Genomic DNA, 18,413 nt, shown 5'->3' with positions numbered 1-18,413 from the left:
ATTTACTCGCTCACTTCATCATTTAGCAAGCCAACAAGTCCAGTGACCTTCTCGTTCCACGAGTTTAGGTCTTGGCTTAGTTGTTGGTTCTTTTCTGTTAAGCTGCTATTTTTCTGTTTCTCTTCTTCAAGCTCCATTTTTAGTAGCTCAATCGTTTCGAGTGCAGCTTGGATTTTTGTCTCCAGCTTGGACAGTAGTTCAAGGCTCATCGGGAGTCCTAATAGTTTCTGGATGGGGTTATGATTCTATCAGCGCCTGCGTCTCAGTGAATAGCTAATTTATCTCAATCGAGTAAAAAATAAGCGATAAACAGATTAAACATCGTTTATTTTGTGCCAGCCTTGCTGTAACTGTGTTTTTTGCTTGTTCGCTTGCGTCTTCAGCCTTTGCTCCAGCTGCTATTATCTGCTCTATGGTTTAGATTTTAATGGGCTTTAAACTCATATCACCACGCGTAGACACGATTTATTAAAGGTAATATCAATTAGTATAAAGATGCGATCACTCAGCGACGATTTAGCACTAAAGGTTAGCGCAGAAGAGGCAAGATCTTTTGCACTCCAGCTTAGGTTTCTCAACGGCTAAAACCAGATCAAACAAGGATGCTTTATCTAGTTTTAGAGCGGTATCTCTTACGAGATACTTTTAGCTTTGCTCAGATTGGAGATGAGCTAAGCTTTAAAGACACGAGCGGAGATATTTTTTAGCCTGATGCTTTTGATGTCTTGCCGTAACCTGTTTACTGATTCGGAGAAGTGAGTTTATCAATGTGTTTAATGCGAATGTTTTAGACAAGCGTTCGATGCCATAGATTACCGAATGGCAGTGGCTTTGCCTGTTGATTTGACGCTGGAAAACCCTGAGTTACCTACCGAGTCTGTTTCAAAATCTGTACTCCTTTGTTGATGAAGAGTTTGATGACAGCCCCCATTGTGCTTGACTTTATTGCGGTGCGTCCATAGTCTGCTTAGTCAGTAATCAAGGTGGTATGCAATGCACATAAACTATAATTTAAAACCTGCGTCTGAGCGCCGTACTGAGCAGTTTGAACCAGAAACCAATGTTGGATTCGGTAATTTAAGAACTGATCATATGTTTTTGATGGATTATCGTGATGGGGAGTGGCGAGATCCAAGAATCGTTCCCTATGGACCCTTTGAGGTCGCACCTGGCGCTATTGCGCTGCACTATGGCCAATCAGTATTCGAAGGTGCTAAAGCCTTTATGCATGAAGATGGTGAGATCTATACTTTTCGTTTAGACAAAAACGCCGAACGTCTTAACCGTAGTGCCGATATTCTTTGTATTCCCGCGCTGCCTGAAGCGATGCAGCTTGCCGGTATTAATGCCCTAATCGACGTGGACCGTTTGTGGTTCCCGATGCAAGAGGGGGCCTGTCTTTATATTCGTCCCTTTATCTTTGCCACTGAAGATCGTCTCTCCGTCAGTCCAAGTCAGCAATATACATTTTGTGTAATGCTAAGCCCAAGTGGTGCCTATTACGCTGATGGTTTCGATAAGGCGATTCGTTTGCTGATCACTGAGCGTTTTCACCGTGCGGTGTCTGGTGGTACAGGCGCCTCTAAAGCGGCTGGTAACTACGCTGCATCATTGAAAGCGGGTAAGGCTGCAGCTGAGTATGGGGCAGCGCAAGTGCTCTATCTTGATGCGAATAACAAGCAGATTGAGGAAGTGGGGGCGATGAACCACTTCCACGTGCTGAAAGATGGCACCATTATTATTCCTAAATTTACTGACACCATTTTGAAGTCAATCACTTCACAATCGATATTGGATCTGGGTGAGCAGTTGGGTTGTGAAGTGCGTCAAGAGACGGTGATGTTGGATAAGTTTATTAGTGACATTGAATCTGGTGAGATTATTGAAGCGGGTGGATTTGGTACCGCGGCGGTTGTCTCTCCGGTAGGTTCTTATATTTTCGAAGATAACCGTGTCATCACGGTCGGTGATGGTGGGGTAGGTGAACATACTCGCCGTATCTATCAGGTATTAACCGATATCCAAAAAGGTAAGCGTGAAGGGCCACAAGGTTGGATCCAACACGTTGAACGTATAGCCCTCTAGCTAATACATGACATAAATAAAAAGCGCCTAAGGCGCTTTTTATTTATAAGATCTTCAACATATGTTGTGAGTAATTTTAGCCGTTTTACTGCGCGTTTGAAGTTGATTCAACTTGTTCACTAACGAGTTGAGCTGAATTATATTTGAGTAGAATTTGGTGGATTTGCTCATCTTTTTGTTGCCACACGCCGTTGAGCCAACGTTGGAATTGGGCTCTGCACTCTGCATCGTTAAAATAACGAGTATTATCGACTTCTGGAACGGGTAAGGTTTCAATGCGAATCACGATACGTTTAACTTTGCCGTGCATCACTTCTGCTAGGGTATCGTTTTTTGAGTCAGGGTAGACTAATGTCACGTTGAGCAAGTTAGTAAATTGTTCGCCCATCGCAGAGATGGTAAATGCGATCCCGCCGGCTTTAGGCCGAAGTAGATAGCGATAAGGAGAGCGCTGACGCGCATGCTTCTCTTGTGTAAAGCGGCTGCCTTCAACATAGTTGATGATGGAAGTTGGAATGGTTTTAAACTTTTCACAAGAGCGACGTGTCGTCTCTAAATCTTTGCCTTTTAATTTGGGGTTCTTTCTTAACTGTTTAGCGCTTGTTCGGTTCATGAAAGGCATATCGAGTGCCCAACAACCTAAACCTAGAAAAGGCACAAAAATGAGTTCTTTCTTTAAGAAAAACTTAAGCATAGGGATATTGTTGCGCAGTACATAGGTTAGTGCAGCAATGTCAAAACCACTTAGGTGATTGCTAATAAGTAAGTACCAACCATCTTTCTTAAGTCCTTCTAAACCTTCGATATCCCATTCTATTTTGGCGATAAGGTATAAAATACCGCCATTACAGCAGGCCCAGCCCCACATAAAGCGATTCATTATCAGGGTGAGGACATTTCTAAACGCTGATATAGGTACCAGCAATTTTATTAGGCCACCGACAAAGATTAGGCTGCTCCAAAGCGCAGTATTGATGATCAATAGCAGTGTGCTTAGAGCGAATAATATTGAACCTGGTAAAAAATTTAACATCTTTGTGAAACACCTTTTGAATACAAATTATTGCTTAGCGAGTTTTTCAATAGTGAGATCTTTCTGTTTCCAAATTTGATTGAGCTCGTTTTGAAAGCCGATTTTAAACTCTCTATCATTCATATAATCACCACGCATGGTGGGTGCTATTTCTGATACTTTGATATCGACTCTGATCTGTTTGACTTTGCCTGAAATATAATCCCAATAGCTTGGTGTTTGACCTGGGTAGTAAATTGAAACATCAATTAATTTATGAATTTTCCCGTCCATTGCTGATAGGGCAAATGCCATTCCACCCGCTTTAGGTTTAAGCAAATGTTTAAATTCGGAGTTTTGTTTTTTGTGTTTTTCTGGGCGAAAGCGGGTACCTTCAACAAAGTTCATTACACTGACAGGTTTAGATTTAAACTTGGCACAGGCTTTACGCGTGATTTCAATATCTTTTCCCTTGAGCTTAGGGTTTTTACGCAGTTGAGCGCTGCTGTAGCGGCGCATAAAAGGAAAGTCTAATGCCCACCAAGCAAGCCCTAGAACAGGAACATAAATCAGTTCCTGTTTTAGGAAAAACTTTAAGAACGGGATCTTATAGTTAAATACGCGTTGCAGCACTGGAATGTCAACCCAAGACTGATGGTTCGCAATGACCATATACCACTCTTTGGTCGACAGTTTAGCATTACCTTCGACAATAATTTCTACAGGATGGAATAGGCGCTCTATAACCGTGTTCACACTAATCCATGATGTTGCGCAGTGATCAAGTAGATAACTACAAGCTGTGCGTAAGGGAGTGATTTTGATTAGTTTTATGATACTTACCAATAAGATAGGTATTACCCAGAAGACTGTGTTGACGACATAGCAACTAAAAGCCACGCAGCCTCTTATTAGTGATAAAACCGAGCCCATTTAATTCCCCATTAAAAATTCGGAGACCTATGTTACTCGCCCTAGCGCTTGAGCTCAATGATCACGTGTTAAGCTCTGTGCCGATTACAATTAGAAACCCTAAAAATTCGACAATACCCTAGCAGTTACTCGCCCTAGCGCTTGAGCTCAATGATCACGTGTTAAGCTCTGTGCCGATTACAATTAGAAACCCTAAAAATTCGACAATACCCTAGCAGATACTCGCCCTAGCGCTTGAGCTCAATGATCACGTGTTAAGCTCTGTGCCGATTACAATTAGAAACCCTAAAAATTCGACAATACCCTAGCAGTTACTCGCCCTAGCGCTTGAGCTCAATGATCACGTGTTAAGCTCTGTGCCGATTACAATTAGAAACCCTAAAAATTCGACAATACCCTAGCTATCTTCGTTTAATCGCTTGATGCTGAAAGACCCCGAACCCCGAACCCCGAACCCCGAACCCCGAACCCCGAACCCCGAACCCCGAACCCCGAACCCCGAACCCCGAACCCCGAACCCCGAACCCCGAACCCGAATTAATAACTATTTTTCAGGCTGTTTAATAGCCTATCCATCGCCCTATAGCCTAATGCTTGGGCTATATGGCTGCGATCGACATGGGGTGATTGCGCTAGATCAGCAATGGTTCTCGCGACCCGTTGTAAGCGATGATAGCTCCTTACCGATAGGCCGAGTCTATTGACGCTTTGTTCTAGAAATTCGAGATCGGCTTGAGTAAAGCCAGACGTCTCTGCCAGTTGTTTTCCTGTTAATTCGGCGTTGAGCACGCCTGAGCGATTGAGCTGTGTTTCTCTGGCTAGCTTGACTCGTTCGGCAATGGTTGCGCTTGTTTCAGTTGCCTGTTGTTTTTGAGTCAGAGTCCCCTCGGGAAGTCTGGGGACATCGATGGTGAGGTCAAATCGATCGATAAAGGGACCTGATAACCGTGACAGGTAGCGCTGGATCTGATCAGGTGTGGCCCGAGCATTGGCGGTATCGCCGCAGGGGCTTGGGTTCATCGCAGCGATAAGCTGAAAGCGACTGGCAAAGGTGAGTTTTGCTGCCGCACGTGAGATCACCACTTCACCTGTCTCCATGGGTTCACGTAAGCAATCGAGAACTTTGCGAGGAAACTCGGCAACCTCATCTAAGAAGAGTACACCTCTATGGGCCAATGAGATCTCTCCTGGTTTAGGGTGGCTTCCGCCGCCAACCAAAGAGATCGATGAGCTCGTGTGATGGGGGCTGCGAAAGGGGCGATGATAAAATTGTGACACTGGAATCGCGCGGCCTGCGACAGAGTGTATTGCGGCAACTTCCAAGGCTTCATCGTAGCTAAGTGGTGGCAATAGTTGCATTATTCGGCTAGCGAGCATGGTTTTTCCTGTGCCTGGAGGGCCTAGAAAAAGGAGATTGTGATTACCTGCCGCTGCTATCTCGAGCGCCCGTTTTGCCTGATATTGGCCTATCACGTCACTAAGGCATTTGTGGTTGGAGTCGATCTCAGGCTTTAGCCATTCAAGCCCTTCTGTAATGCTGGGGAGTTGTTGATGACCATGTAGATATTCGCTTAACCCAAGTAGGTGGCTTGCGAAGTAGGTTTTATGATAGCCCACTAAGTCAGCGTCGCTGCGATTATCGAGTGGGATCACCAATGTTTTTGATTGTTTTCTGGCATCGACAATGACGGGTAGAAGTCCAGAGCAGAAGCGAATATGGCCAGACAGCGCCAGTTCACCGACGAATTCGTGATTTTTTAGGGCTGCATCAGGTATTTGTTTTGAAGCCGCTAAAATTCCAATAGCGATGGGAAGGTCGTACCTGCCCCCTTGTTTGGGAAGATCTGCTGGCGCGAGATTGACAGTAATACGTCTTTGGGGGAACTCGAATCCAGCATTGATAAGGGCGCTACGTACGCGCTCCTTGGCTTCTTTGACCGAGGTTTCGGGAAGGCCCACAAGACTAAATGCTGGCAGACCATTACTCAGATGGACTTCAACTGTGACTTCTGGGGCTTCAACGCCAAGACTGGCTCTCGTCGTTACACAGGCAATAGCCATAAACAAATCCTTTTGTTTTTATTGTTTTGCCAAAAAAGAGTGGTTTCATTTTTTGATGTTTAAAGTGTAGCAGTTAACCATTAACTTGTTGTGGTTAACTGGATTTTGCAGGCGAGCGTAGCGATTTATGTTGCCTATTGGCTATTTTCTGATATATAGACGCCATTATCTGTTTACTATCACAAATTAAGATAGGTGCGGCATGGCATTAAATCGTGTCGTTGGCGCAATCCACATCACGTCTTATTAGTGTAAGAGCCGATATAATCTGTAACTCACCCCTTCATATTGTTATGCGCGGCTTTTAACTTATTGAAAGTTCGCCGCTAGTTGGGAGCAGGGTCGCTGTTGGCCTGTCGTTGTAAAGTTAGGTGTAAAATGAGTTTCTTTGATAATGCGATGATTATCTTGTTGTTAATCGGCACTAGCTGCTTCTTTTCCATGTCTGAAATTGCCTTAGCCGCCGCGCGAAAAATTCGTCTGCGTTTAATGGTGGATGAGGGGGATGAACGAGCAGAAAAAGTGCTGAGTTTGCAGTCGCATCCAGGTAATTTTTTCACTGTGGTGCAGATCGGCTTAAATGCCGTCGCCATTATGGGCGGGATCGTCGGTGAATCAGCCTTTACTCCCTATGTTAAAGCCGCACTTGTTCATTGGGTGAGTGAACCTTGGTTAAGCCAAGTTAGCTTTATTGCTTCATTTTCGATAGTGACTAGTTTGTTTATTCTGATCGCCGACTTGATGCCCAAGCGAGTTGCAATGGCAATGCCCGAGCGTGTTGCGGTGACCTTAGTTGGTCCCATGTTAGTCTGCATTCAAATTTTGCGGCCATTGGTGTGGTTTTTCAACGGCTTAGCGAGTATTGTTTTTCGAGTGCTACAGATCCAAACCGTGCGTAATGATCAAATTACCTCTGACGATATCTACGCCGTGATGGCTGCAGGTACCGAGGCTGGTGTATTAGATAAGGGCGAGCAACAGATGATGGAAAATGTGTTTGAGATGCAAACGGTTCCAGTCACCTCTGCGATGACAGCTCGTGAAAGTTTGGTCTACTTCTTGATGCAAGATAGCGAGGAAGACATTAAGCGCAAAATTACCAGTGATCCACATACCAAGTTTTTGGTTTGTGACGGTCAACTCGATACCATTAAAGGTGTTGTCGATGCGAAAGAGCTGTTGATTAGAGTGATTAACGGCCAAAGTATTAGTTTTAAGGGCAGTTCTCTGGTTCGTCCGAGTTTGATTATTCCTGATAGTTTAAGCCTATCTGAGACGATGGAATATTTTAAGAATAGTCGTTCGGATTTTGCGGTAGTGATGAATGAGTATGCCTTGGTGGTTGGTATTGTGACGACCAATGATCTGCAGAGTGCAGTAATGGGTGCCTGGTCATTACATGAAAGTGAGGAGCAGATTATCGCCAGAGATAAAAACTCTTGGCTCGTTGATGGTGTGACTCCGATAACCGACGTGATGCGTGCCTTTGCGATTGAGCAATTTCCCCAGAGTCAAAATTATGAAACCATTGCGGGTTTTATGATGTATATGCTTAGAAAAATTCCTAAGCGTACCGATTTTGTCAATTATGCAGGGTACAAGTTTGAGGTGGTTGATATTGATGCATACAAGGTCGACCAACTTATGGTGACTCGATTAGAAACAATTTCTGAAGTTATCGCTGTACCAGAATAGCACTGCAATGGTGGTGGTTTAGGCTAAGTCGGTTTAAGCTAAGTTTAGATGGAATATGCTTGTCTTGAAGTCACTTCATAGTCACTATTTTTCTGCTTGCTTTGGTACATGGCAATATCGGCATTCTTCATTAATGTTTCTCTATTTTCCCCATCGTGCGGAAATTGAGCGATACCGATACTGATCCCTACAGCGAGCGAGTGGCCCTCACAATAGATATCCTCAATGACTGCGTTGCGGATTTGCTTTGACAGCGTAATGGCATGGTCTAGATCCGCAGAAGGCAGGACGATAGCAAACTCATCTCCGCCAAGCCTGGAAACTAGCGCTGGTGGAGATACTAGCCTGTTGATTCTATCCGTAATAATTTTTAGCACTTTATCTCCGGTGTCATGACCAAGGTTGTCGTTGATCATCTTAAAATCATCAAGATCCATCATAATAAAACTGAAAGGTTTTGAGAGATTTTTACAATGTTGTTCTAATTGTTCATAGAGCAGATGGCGATTTGCCAGTTCGGTGAGTGGATCGTGATTAGCTTGGTAATGCTTCTCTTCAAGTATGTTATGTAACTGTAAGATGGTTTCTTGGCTCATTTTGATAATTATCCAGACAAATATACCGCCTCCACAAAAGATGGCTGATACGATCATCTCTAATGTTTCGGTGGCTATGCCTAATAGCATCCATATAAAACCAATATACCCGACGATAAATATTCCGATCATAAACATCAGCAAACGCCAGCCCAGTGCTTGCTGAGGGTGAAGATGGCAGAGGTGATAGCTGGGAATTAGTGATGCAAGTAGTCCTATCAAGCCAATTAATACGATAAATATGGCGATTGCTGTCATAAGGCTAAGCTCCACCTTTTTTTATTTTGATATTAAGTATAGGTGGCTCGCAACGGATAAGCTTTGCCAGATTTGATTTGTGGATATTTACCTTACAATAATCTGTCGATTGTTAGTGGCGAGCATTCTGCTAGAGCACTTTTATTTATACTCATCGAAGTTATGCCAATGAGTATAAAGAGGTGTTTGCTCTCACTTTTTTATACTGATTGGTATTAGTTTAACTGATTTAACTCTTGCAGAAATGCAGCGATAACTGGTTCATCTTCACGACTCTTTTTGCTGCAACATCCGAGTTCAAATGGCGGAATGGCCACAGGTGATGGCAGCTGTTGAATTCTGTCTTTTACAGGGCTGTTGTGGATCACGACTTCAGGCGTAATACTCACGCCGCATCCCAATGCCACCATTGAAGCAATGGCCTCTTGACCTGAGACTTGGGCATAAACATTGGCATTGAGTCCTAGCTGTTTAAACCAATTATCGATACGGCGTCGTCCGGGGCCGTGCTCAGGGATAATAAATGGGAGTCTGTCCCAAGGGATATAGGACTCGGTAAGTAGTTGTTGCACTGCACATTTAAACGTGGGGGCGATAATGACCAGTGGCACATCATCGATTTTTATAAAGTGCAAAGAATCAGGCAAAGCTTCTGGTAAGGCGGCGATACTGATGTCGGCACGATTTTGGCGCACCATCTCTACTGCATTCGCGGCATCGCCGGTTGTGAGTGCGATTTCTACTAAAGGATGTTCATTTCTAAATCTATCGAGTAATCCTGGCAGGTGACTATAAGCAGCGGTGACCGAACAATAGAGGTTAAGTCGCCCACGTAGCAGATCTTGCTTCGGATCGAGTCTGTACCTGAGCTTACTCCAGTTATCTAAGGTCTGCTCGGCAAAGTGGCGATACTCAATGCCAGCATTTGTCAAAGTGACGCTGCGGTTATCCCGTTCAAACAGTTTGGCCCCCACTTCCTCTTCTAATCGTTGCATGGTTCGAGTTAGTGTCGATGGACTAACATGCATCTGCTGTGCGGTTCTTGCAAAATGTAGGCTGTTAGATAGATGGAGATAGAGCTTTATTGTACGAATATCCATACGGGGACCTTAGGTGATTTGCTTAAACCTTAAACTGTTTGTTGCAACATATGCAATATGACATTCCAAATATATCATTTTAAGCAATGGTTGCTATAGGCTATAGTGATTTTAATCACAGCTTGGCAACATTTGGTCAAGCCAGTTTTTTACGTTTTCATTCAAAGGTGGAACATCTGATGGCTAATTACTTTAACTCTCTGAACTTGCGTCAACAATTAGAACAGCTAGGTCAATGTCGTTTTATGGACCGTAGTGAATTTAGCCAAGGCTGTGACTATATCAAAGGATGGAACATCGTTATTTTAGGTTGTGGCGCTCAAGGCCTTAACCAAGGTTTGAACATGCGTGATTCAGGCCTAAACATCTCATATGCACTTCGTCCACAAGCCATTGCAGAAAAGCGCGCTTCATATCAGAAGGCGACCGGTAACGGTTTCCGTGTGGGGACTTTCGAAGAGTTAATTCCTGATGCAGATTTAGTGCTTAACTTGACTCCCGATAAACAGCACACCGACGCCGTGAACACTGTAATGCCATTGATGAAACAGGGCGCAGTGCTGTCTTACTCTCACGGTTTCAATATTGTCGAAGAGGGGATGCAAGTTCGCCCTGATATCACAGTGATCATGGTTGCGCCTAAGTGTCCTGGTACTGAGGTTCGTGAAGAGTATAAGCGTGGTTTTGGTGTGCCGACACTGATCGCGGTTCACCCTGAAAACGATCCTAAGGGTGATGGTTTTGAAGTGGCAAAAGCTTACGCAAGTGCAACGGGTGGCGATAGAGCTGGCGTGCTGCATTCATCGTTTATCGCCGAAGTGAAATCCGATCTAATGGGTGAGCAGACTATCCTGTGTGGCATGCTGCAAACGGGCGCGATTTTAGGTTATGAGAAGATGGTTGCCGACGGTGTTGAGCCAGGTTATGCCGCTAAATTGATTCAGCAGGGTTGGGAAACGACCACTGAAGCACTTAAGCATGGTGGTATCACCCATATGATGGATCGCTTATCAAACCCAGCCAAGATCAAAGCGTTTGAGATGGCCGAAGAGCTTAAAGGTATTCTTGCACCGCTATTTGAAAAGCACATGGATGACATCATCAGTGGTGAATTTTCTAAAACCATGATGGCAGACTGGGCTAATGATGACGCCAATTTGCTTAAGTGGCGTAGCGAAACCAATGAAACGGGTTTTGAAAATGCGCCACAATGCGACGAAGCTATCGATGAACAAGCCTATTTCGACAAAGGAATCTTCCTTGTCGCCATGATTAAAGCGGGTGTTGAGCTTGCGTTCGATACTATGGTGTCAGCAGGTATTGTTGAAGAGTCGGCTTACTACGAGTCACTGCATGAAACGCCGCTAATTGCTAACACCATTGCGCGTAAGCGCCTGTACGAGATGAACGTGGTTATTTCTGATACCGCAGAGTATGGCTGTTACCTATTTAATCACGCAGCAGTGCCATTACTGCGTGATTATGTAAATCAGATGTCACCAGAGTATCTAGGTGCGGGGCTTAAAGATGAGGGTAATGGTGTCGATAACCTGCGCTTAATCGAGGTTAACGATGCGATTCGTCATACTGCCGTTGAATATATCGGTGCTGAACTTCGCGGTTATATGACCGAAATGAAGCGCATCGTTGAAGAAGCTTAATTAAGTTAATATCACTAGCTTAGCCCAGCTTAACCCTATGGGCTTAAAGCAATAAATACCAAGCTATGTTTGGTCTATGATGACTAAACATAGCGAATAATTTTGTCAAATGAGTGGAAAAGTTATCTCGGTAGTCTTATTTGAAGTCGTCGTTCGACACAGACGATTAATAGTTTTGACAGATAGCAGCAGGTTTTGGTTGTGTTATTCAAGGGCTTTGTGGTATTGATTAAAAGGTCTACTGAATTTTAACATTGTAGATACCGAATTTAAGCAAGCACACTGATTAGGAATACTCAATACACCATGTTCAATCAAGCTGCCCTACTCATTATTGAGATTATTACCGTGGTGATTATTAGATCACAGCGGGGGCATCGCATGGCGCATCGAAGAACCTAACAAGGTCAAGATTGCAACAGAAACCCCCGCTCTGAAAGGACCGGGGGTTTTTTGTTATTAGCGGTTTGAATCGTTTACTTAACCCCGAAAAACTTGAGATGTAGGATATAGCGAATGGAACAAGGGCAGCAGATCAGAGGCGCAGATGCCGTTATCAAAGTACTTGCCGCGCATGGCGTAACCACAGTATTTGGTTATCCAGGCGGTGCAATTATGCCCATCTATGACGCCCTGTATGGTGCGCCAGTAGAACATCTCTTGAGTCGTCACGAACAAGGTGCCGCATTTGCTGCTGTAGGCTATGCCAGAGCAAGCGGTAAAACTGGGGTGTGTTTTGCAACATCGGGACCGGGTGCGACAAATCTAGTGACCGCGCTGGCTGATGCCTTACTTGATTCGGTCCCATTGGTTGCCATTACTGGGCAAGTTTCTACCGCCGTGATTGGCACAGATGCCTTTCAGGAAATTGATGTTCTGGGGATGTCGCTGTCCTGTACCAAACACAGTTTTATGGTAACCGATATCGATGAGCTTGTGCCGACCCTGTATCGCGCCTTTGAGATCGCTGCATCTGGCCGCCCAGGCCCTGTTCTGGTTGATATTCCCAAAGACATCCAAATAGCCATGCTCGATTACAAAACACCGCTATTAGGCTTAACTGCGGAGCCTCAGGCAGATGCAAGCCAGATTGAAGCGGCTAGAGCACTGCTCGCACAATCGAGCAAACCCATGCTTTATGTGGGTGGAGGCGTTGGTATGGCAGGTGCAGTTGAGCAGCTTAGAGATTTTATTGATGTGACAGGTATTCCCTCTGTAGCGACGCTCAAAGGGCTTGGCTGTATTGCCCATGACAGCGAAGGTTACTTAGGTATGCTGGGGATGCATGGTGGCAAAGCTGCGAATATTGCCGTACAGGAGTGCGATTTACTTATCGTGGTTGGTGCGCGTTTCGATGACCGCGTGACGGGAAGGTTAGCCTCCTTTGCCGAACATGCCAAAGTATTACATCTGGATATCGACGTCGCTGAACTCGGTAAACTGCGTCGCCCAGATGTTGCCATTGCTGGCGACCTACGCCAAATTTTGCCCGCTATCGCCCAGCCAATGACTATTACGCCTTGGTTGACAGATGTTGCTAATTTAAAGGTGCAACATCAGTGGAATTATGACCGACCTGGCGAACTCATTTTTGCGCCTAAAATGCTCAATAGCCTTGCAAACAAGCTACCCGAAGACAGTGTGATTGCCTGTGATGTAGGTCAGCACCAGATGTGGGTCGCGCAGCATATGTGGTTTAGACGCCCAGAAGATCATCTATCCAGCGCTGGACTTGGCACTATGGGCTTTGGTTTACCCGCTGCGATAGGCGCTAAAGTGGCACGCCCCGATGCTTGCGTGGTCGCGGTATCGGGTGATGGTTCATTTATGATGAATGTCCAAGAGCTCACCACAGTTAAGCGCCGTCAAATCCCACTCAAAATTCTGCTTATCGACAATCAAAAGTTGGGTATGGTTAAACAGTGGCAACAGCTGTTTTTTGAAGAGCGCTTTAGTGAAACGGATCTATCCGATAACCCTGATTTTGTCACTATGGCGTCGGCGTTTGATATTCCAGGGCGTACCATTACCCACAGCGCGGAGGTTGACGCTGCGCTTGATGAAATGCTTAATACTCAAGGGCCGTTTCTGCTGCATGTGAGAATTGATGAAGCCCACAACGTATGGCCACTTGTGCCTCCTGGGGCATGTAACCGCGACATGATGGATGAGATGGAGAAACAGACATGATCTATAACTTAGCCTTAACCTTAGTTCAGCAACCTGAGGTATTAGAGCGTGTGCTACGAGTGACTCGTCATCGCGGTTTTAGGATCACCACATTAGATATGAAATTGGCTGATAACGGGACAACTCTGGTTGATATGGTGGTAGAGAGTGAACGTGCGCTAGAGCTTCTCAGTCATCAGCTCAATAAACTGATTGATGTCACTGAGTGCAAAGTCTTATCGGCAGAGCAAGTGTCGGCAAAACTGTCGACTAAATTATTACAACCCGCAAGCGCCCTAAACGCTTAAGCCCTATATAGTGAGAAAATATCATGGCCGCAAAAACTGCAGAATTGATTTGGTTTAATGGTGAGATCATGCCGTGGGGCGATGCTAAGGTGCATGTTATGTCTCATGCGCTGCATTATGGAACCTCGGTATTCGAGGGGATTCGAGTTTACGCGACTCACCTTGGTCCTGCCGGATTTCGTCTAACCGAACATGTGCAGCGACTGTATGACTCGGCAAAAATATACCGCATGCCAATTCCTTATCGCTTTGATCAAACGATGCAAGCCTGCCGTGATATTGTAAAGGCCAATCAGCTCGATGGTGCCTATATTCGCCCGCTAGCGTTTTATGGCGATGTGGGGATGGGGATCACTCCACCTAAAGATGCCAAGTGTGAATTAATGGTGGCTGCGTTTCCTTGGGGCGCCTATTTAGGCGAAGATAGTATGGAGCGTGGCGTCGATGTGGCGGTGACCTCTTGGAATCGTCTGGCGCCGAATACCATTCCAACAGGGGCGAAAGCCGGTGGTAACTATCTGTCATCTTTGCAAATTTCAACAGAAGCCAAACGGAATGGCTTTGACGAAGGTATCGCCCTCGATGTTAATGGCCTCGTTAGCGAAGCCGCGGGTGCTAACCTGTTCGTCATTAAAAAGAATAAGCTTTATACCCCACCCGCGACCGCTGCTATTTTAATGGGGATCACCCGTGACACCATTATTACCTTGGCACGAGATCAAGGTTATGAAGTAGTGGAAGAACCTATGTCACGCGAGTTTTTATATTTAGCCGATGAGATCTTTATGACGGGCACTGCAGCAGAGATTGTGCCAGTACGAAGTGTCGATCGTATTGAGGTAGGTGCTGGCAAGCGAGGCCCTATTACTAAAGCGATCCAAGCGAGCTTCTTTGGGCTGTTTAATGGCGAAACAGAAGACAAGTGGGGCTGGCTAGAGCCGATCTAGGATTGACAATACACTTATTGATTTCCCGTATTAAAGGTTAGATTAGTTAAATCGAATTTAGGTTAGTTATAAGCCCGATAACGCTCAGGCGTTATCGCTGGGCAAACATTCAAAGCTAGGCGATCTGATATCGCCTATCGATAAAAAGGAAATAGTCTCATGGCAAAATTACGTTCAGCTACCAGTACCGAAGGTCGCAATATGGCCGGTGCTCGTGCACTTTGGCGAGCGACAGGGGTAAAAGATAACGATTTCGGTAAGCCGATTATTGCCATTGCTAACTCCTTTACGCAATTTGTACCTGGTCATGTTCACCTTAAAGATATGGGCTCGCTAGTGGCGGGCGCGATTGAAGAAGCTGGCGGTATTGCCAAAGAGTTTAATACCATCGCAGTGGATGATGGCATTGCCATGGGCCACGGCGGCATGCTCTACAGTCTGCCGTCACGTGAGCTTATTGCCGATAGCGTTGAGTATATGGTGAATGCCCACTGTGCCGATGCTTTAGTGTGTATTTCTAACTGCGACAAGATCACTCCTGGTATGTTAATGGCGGCGCTGCGTCTTAATATTCCTGTGGTGTTTGTCTCGGGCGGGCCGATGGAAGCGGGCAAGACAAAACTCTCAGATAAGATCATTAAGCTGGATCTGGTTGATGCCATGGTGGCAGCGGCAGACGATCGTATCTCTGATGAAGACAGTGAAAAAATTGAGCGCAGCGCTTGTCCAACATGTGGTTCATGTTCAGGCATGTTTACCGCAAATTCAATGAACTGTTTGACCGAAGCCCTAGGTTTATCATTGCCAGGTAATGGTTCGATGCTCGCGACCCACAGCGATCGCCGCGAACTCTTTTTAGAAGCGGGGCGCCGCGTGATGGAACTGGCGACTCGCTACTACAAGCATGACGATGAGTCTGCATTGCCACGTAATATTGCCAACTTTAAAGCGTTTGAGAACGCCATGGCGCTGGATATCGCTATGGGCGGATCGTCCAATACCGTATTGCATCTGTTAGCAGCGGCTCAAGAGGGCGGTGTCGATTTTACCATGGCCGATATCGATAGAATGTCGCGTCAGGTGCCGCACCTTTGTAAGGTGGCGCCATCGACACCCAAATATCATATGGAAGATGTCCATCGTGCTGGTGGAGTGATGGGGATTTTAGGTGAGCTAGACAGAGCTGGCTTACTGCATACCGATGTGAGCCATGTTGCCGGTGAAAACCTTAAAGCGGTATTGGCTAAATATGATATTGCCCAAAGCAGTGATGAAGCGGTACACAAGTTTTTCTCTGCTGGGCCGGCTGGTATTCCAACAACCAAAGCCTTTAGTCAAGATTGTCGCTGGCCAAGTGTCGATGTCGATCGGAAAGAGGGCTGTATTCGTACCCGTGAATTTGCGTTTAGCCAAGAGGGTGGCCTAGCTGTGTTATCGGGCAATATTGCGCTTGATGGCTGTATCGTTAAAACTGCTGGCGTCGATGAAGCTAATCATACCTTTGTGGGCAGTGCTCGAGTCTATGAGAGCCAAGATGACGCGGTAGCGGGTATCTTAGGTGGTGAAGTGGTTGCGGGTGATGTGGTGGTGATTCGCTATGAAGGCCCTAAAGGTGGCCCAGGTATGCAAGAGATGCTTTATCCTACCAGTTATCTGAAGTCTAAAGGCTTAGGTGCGGCTTGTGCACTGATCACCGATGGTCGATTCTCTGGCGGTACATCGGGTTTGTCTATCGGTCATGTCTCACCAGAAGCCGCTGCGGGCGGCACTATCGGGCTAGTTGAAACCGGCGATCGGATCGAAATCGATATTCCTGCCCGTACCATTAAGCTTGCGGTTAGTGAGATAGAATTGGCCAGCCGCCGTGCAGAGATGCAGGCGCGTGGCAAACTGGCTTGGAAACCCAAAGATCGACAACGCGCGGTATCACTTGCGCTTAAAGCCTACGCCATGCTTGCCACCAGTGCCGATAAGGGTGCTGTGCGAGATGTTAGTAAGCTGGAGGATTAATATGTTGGCATTAGCCTCACAATCTCAGTTAGATTTAGCACACTATTATCTGCAGAAGATCTTACTCTCTTCTGTCTATGATGTGGCTAAAATTACCCCGCTTTCTAGCCTAAATAAACTCTCTGCACGTATAGGCTGCCAAGTGTTTCTTAAGCGCGAAGATATGCAGCCTGTGCACTCTTTTAAGCTGCGCGGCGCTTATAATCGTATCGCTCAGCTTGATGCACAAGAGTGTGAGCGCGGCGTAGTGTGCGCCTCTGCTGGCAACCACGCGCAAGGTGTGGCGATGTCCGCTTCTGCGCGCGGGATCAGTGCTGTGATCGTGATGCCAGAAACCACACCCGAAATTAAAGTGGATGCAGTGCGCCGCCTCGGTGGCACTGTGGTGCTGCATGGTCAGTCTTTCGATATGGCTAATGAGTATGCCCAGCAACTGGCTCAGGATGAAGGGCGCGTATATGTTGCCCCGTTCGATGATGAAGCGGTTATTGCGGGTCAAGGTACAATTGCACAAGAGATGTTGCAGCAACAGCGCGACCTCGAAGTGATCTTTGTGCCCGTTGGTGGCGGCGGCTTGATCGCAGGTATCGCGGCTTACTACAAAGCGGTTATGCCGCAGGTGAAGATTATCGGAGTTGAACCTGAAGACTCTGCCTGCCTAAAGGCCGCACTAGAAGCCGATGAACGTGTGGTGTTATCCCAAGTGGGTTTATTTGCAGATGGTGTGGCGGTAAAACAGATTGGTGCAGAGCCTTTTCGTTTAGCTCGTGAGTATGTCGACCAAGTGGTTACAGTGACCTCAGATGAAATTTGCGCTGCAGTTAAAGATATTTTTGAAGATACCCGCGCGATAGCCGAACCTGCTGGTGCCTTATCACTGGCCGGACTCAAGAAATATATCGGTGACGAGGGGAAAGGCCAGAAGGCTGCGGCCATCTTAAGTGGCGCTAACGTGAACTTCCACAGCTTGCGTTATGTGTCTGAGCGCTGTGAGCTGGGTGAGCAAAAAGAGGCTATTTTGGCGGTTAAAGTGCCAGAGCGTCCTGGCATCTTTTTACGTTTTTGTGAGCTGTTAGAAAAGCGTGCCATGACAGAGTTTAACTACCGTTTTTCTAGTCGAGATAAGGCCGTGGTGTTTGCGGGTATTCGCCTGTCTCATGGGCAGAGCGAGCTCGATGAGATCATCGCGAGATTAGAAGGTGATGGTTTTGAAGTTCAAGATCTCTCTCATGACGAGACGGCAAAATTGCATGTGCGTTATATGGTGGGCGGGCATCCGCCAGAAGAACTCGATGAGCGCCTATTTAGTTTTGAGTTTCCAGAGCATCCCGGTGCCTTGTTTAAATTTCTGACCACTTTACAGAGTAAATGGAACATTAGTCTATTTCACTATCGTAATCATGGTGCTGCTTATGGTCGGGTACTGGCGGGGTTTGAGGTGCCACAAAGCGATGCTATTGCGTTTCAGCAGTTTTTAACCGATGTGGGTTTTGTCTATCAAGAGGAAACTTATAGCCCTGCTTATAAGCTGTTTTTGGATAATCGTGATTCGCATTGAAGATGGTTGTTTAGATAGTG

Annotated in this window: 14 protein-coding genes; 8 read left to right on the top strand and 6 right to left on the bottom strand. The window is 46.0% G+C overall.

The window, feature by feature from the left end; translation table 11 throughout:
- Nucleotides 1–2: 2 nt before the first annotated feature.
- The gene (locus K0I62_RS17780; protein ID WP_220069356.1) at nucleotides 3–209 is read right to left on the bottom strand and encodes a cell division protein ZapB; all 207 of its coding nucleotides are present in this window, start codon (nucleotides 207–209) and stop codon (nucleotides 3–5) included.
- Between the two features lie 784 nt (nucleotides 210–993).
- Here K0I62_RS17780 and K0I62_RS17775 point away from each other — a divergent pair.
- Nucleotides 994–2,085, top strand: a complete 1,092-nt coding sequence (locus K0I62_RS17775; RefSeq protein ID WP_220069355.1) for a branched-chain amino acid aminotransferase — start codon at nucleotides 994–996, stop codon at nucleotides 2,083–2,085.
- A gap of 85 nt (nucleotides 2,086–2,170) precedes the next feature.
- On the opposite strand, the gene yihG (K0I62_RS17770) is transcribed toward K0I62_RS17775, so the two are convergent.
- From yihG (K0I62_RS17770) to K0I62_RS17760, 3 genes are all read right to left on the bottom strand, one after another.
- A complete protein-coding gene (gene yihG, locus K0I62_RS17770) occupies nucleotides 2,171–3,118 on the bottom strand; it encodes a 1-acylglycerol-3-phosphate O-acyltransferase, YihG family (RefSeq protein ID WP_220069354.1) in 948 nt (315 codons plus the stop codon).
- 27 nt (nucleotides 3,119–3,145) lie between these two features.
- A complete protein-coding gene (yihG, locus tag K0I62_RS17765) occupies nucleotides 3,146–4,030 on the bottom strand; it encodes a 1-acylglycerol-3-phosphate O-acyltransferase, YihG family (RefSeq protein ID WP_220069353.1) in 885 nt (294 codons plus the stop codon).
- Between the two features lie 537 nt (nucleotides 4,031–4,567).
- The gene (locus tag K0I62_RS17760) at nucleotides 4,568–6,091 is read right to left on the bottom strand and encodes a YifB family Mg chelatase-like AAA ATPase (RefSeq protein ID WP_220069352.1); all 1,524 of its coding nucleotides are present in this window, start codon (nucleotides 6,089–6,091) and stop codon (nucleotides 4,568–4,570) included.
- 378 nt (nucleotides 6,092–6,469) lie between these two features.
- On the opposite strand from K0I62_RS17760, the gene paeA reads away from it, so the two are divergent.
- Complete coding sequence (gene paeA, locus K0I62_RS17755; RefSeq protein ID WP_220069351.1) at nucleotides 6,470–7,786, top strand: polyamine export protein PaeA; 1,317 nt, start codon at nucleotides 6,470–6,472, stop codon at nucleotides 7,784–7,786.
- A gap of 44 nt (nucleotides 7,787–7,830) precedes the next feature.
- Here paeA and K0I62_RS17750 read toward each other — a convergent pair whose 3' ends face one another.
- Together K0I62_RS17750 and ilvY are read right to left on the bottom strand one after the other, a co-directional pair.
- Nucleotides 7,831–8,640, bottom strand: coding sequence for a GGDEF domain-containing protein (locus K0I62_RS17750; RefSeq protein ID WP_220069350.1), 810 nt, complete (start codon nucleotides 8,638–8,640; stop codon nucleotides 7,831–7,833).
- 215 nt (nucleotides 8,641–8,855) lie between these two features.
- Complete coding sequence (gene ilvY, locus K0I62_RS17745) at nucleotides 8,856–9,740, bottom strand: HTH-type transcriptional activator IlvY (protein WP_220069349.1); 885 nt, start codon at nucleotides 9,738–9,740, stop codon at nucleotides 8,856–8,858.
- Nucleotides 9,741–9,919: 179 nt separating this feature from the next.
- Between ilvY and ilvC the strand changes: the two genes are divergently transcribed.
- From ilvC to ilvA, 6 genes are all read left to right on the top strand, one after another.
- A complete protein-coding gene (gene ilvC, locus K0I62_RS17740; RefSeq protein WP_220069348.1) occupies nucleotides 9,920–11,401 on the top strand; it encodes a ketol-acid reductoisomerase in 1,482 nt (493 codons plus the stop codon).
- A gap of 516 nt (nucleotides 11,402–11,917) precedes the next feature.
- The gene (gene ilvG, locus K0I62_RS17735) at nucleotides 11,918–13,591 is read left to right on the top strand and encodes an acetolactate synthase 2 catalytic subunit (RefSeq protein ID WP_220069347.1); all 1,674 of its coding nucleotides are present in this window, start codon (nucleotides 11,918–11,920) and stop codon (nucleotides 13,589–13,591) included.
- On the top strand, nucleotides 13,588–13,878 hold the full coding sequence (gene ilvM, locus K0I62_RS17730; protein WP_220069346.1) for an acetolactate synthase 2 small subunit: 291 nt from the start codon (nucleotides 13,588–13,590) through the stop codon (nucleotides 13,876–13,878). Before ilvG ends, ilvM begins: the two co-directional genes overlap by 4 nt.
- 23 nt (nucleotides 13,879–13,901) lie before the next feature.
- A complete protein-coding gene (locus K0I62_RS17725; protein WP_220069345.1) occupies nucleotides 13,902–14,825 on the top strand; it encodes a branched-chain amino acid transaminase in 924 nt (307 codons plus the stop codon).
- 159 nt (nucleotides 14,826–14,984) lie between these two features.
- Nucleotides 14,985–16,835: a dihydroxy-acid dehydratase gene (gene ilvD, locus K0I62_RS17720; protein ID WP_220069344.1), complete on the top strand. Its 1,851-nt coding sequence runs from the start codon at nucleotides 14,985–14,987 to the stop codon at nucleotides 16,833–16,835.
- Nucleotide 16,836: 1 nt separating this feature from the next.
- Nucleotides 16,837–18,393: a threonine ammonia-lyase, biosynthetic gene (gene ilvA / locus K0I62_RS17715; RefSeq protein ID WP_220071440.1), complete on the top strand. Its 1,557-nt coding sequence runs from the start codon at nucleotides 16,837–16,839 to the stop codon at nucleotides 18,391–18,393.
- Nucleotides 18,394–18,413 lie beyond the last annotated feature (20 nt).

This window comes from Shewanella psychrotolerans (assembly GCF_019457595.1).
GTDB lineage: Bacteria > Pseudomonadota > Gammaproteobacteria > Enterobacterales > Shewanellaceae > Shewanella > Shewanella psychrotolerans.
This window is presented reverse-complemented; position numbering and strand designations above follow the sequence as displayed.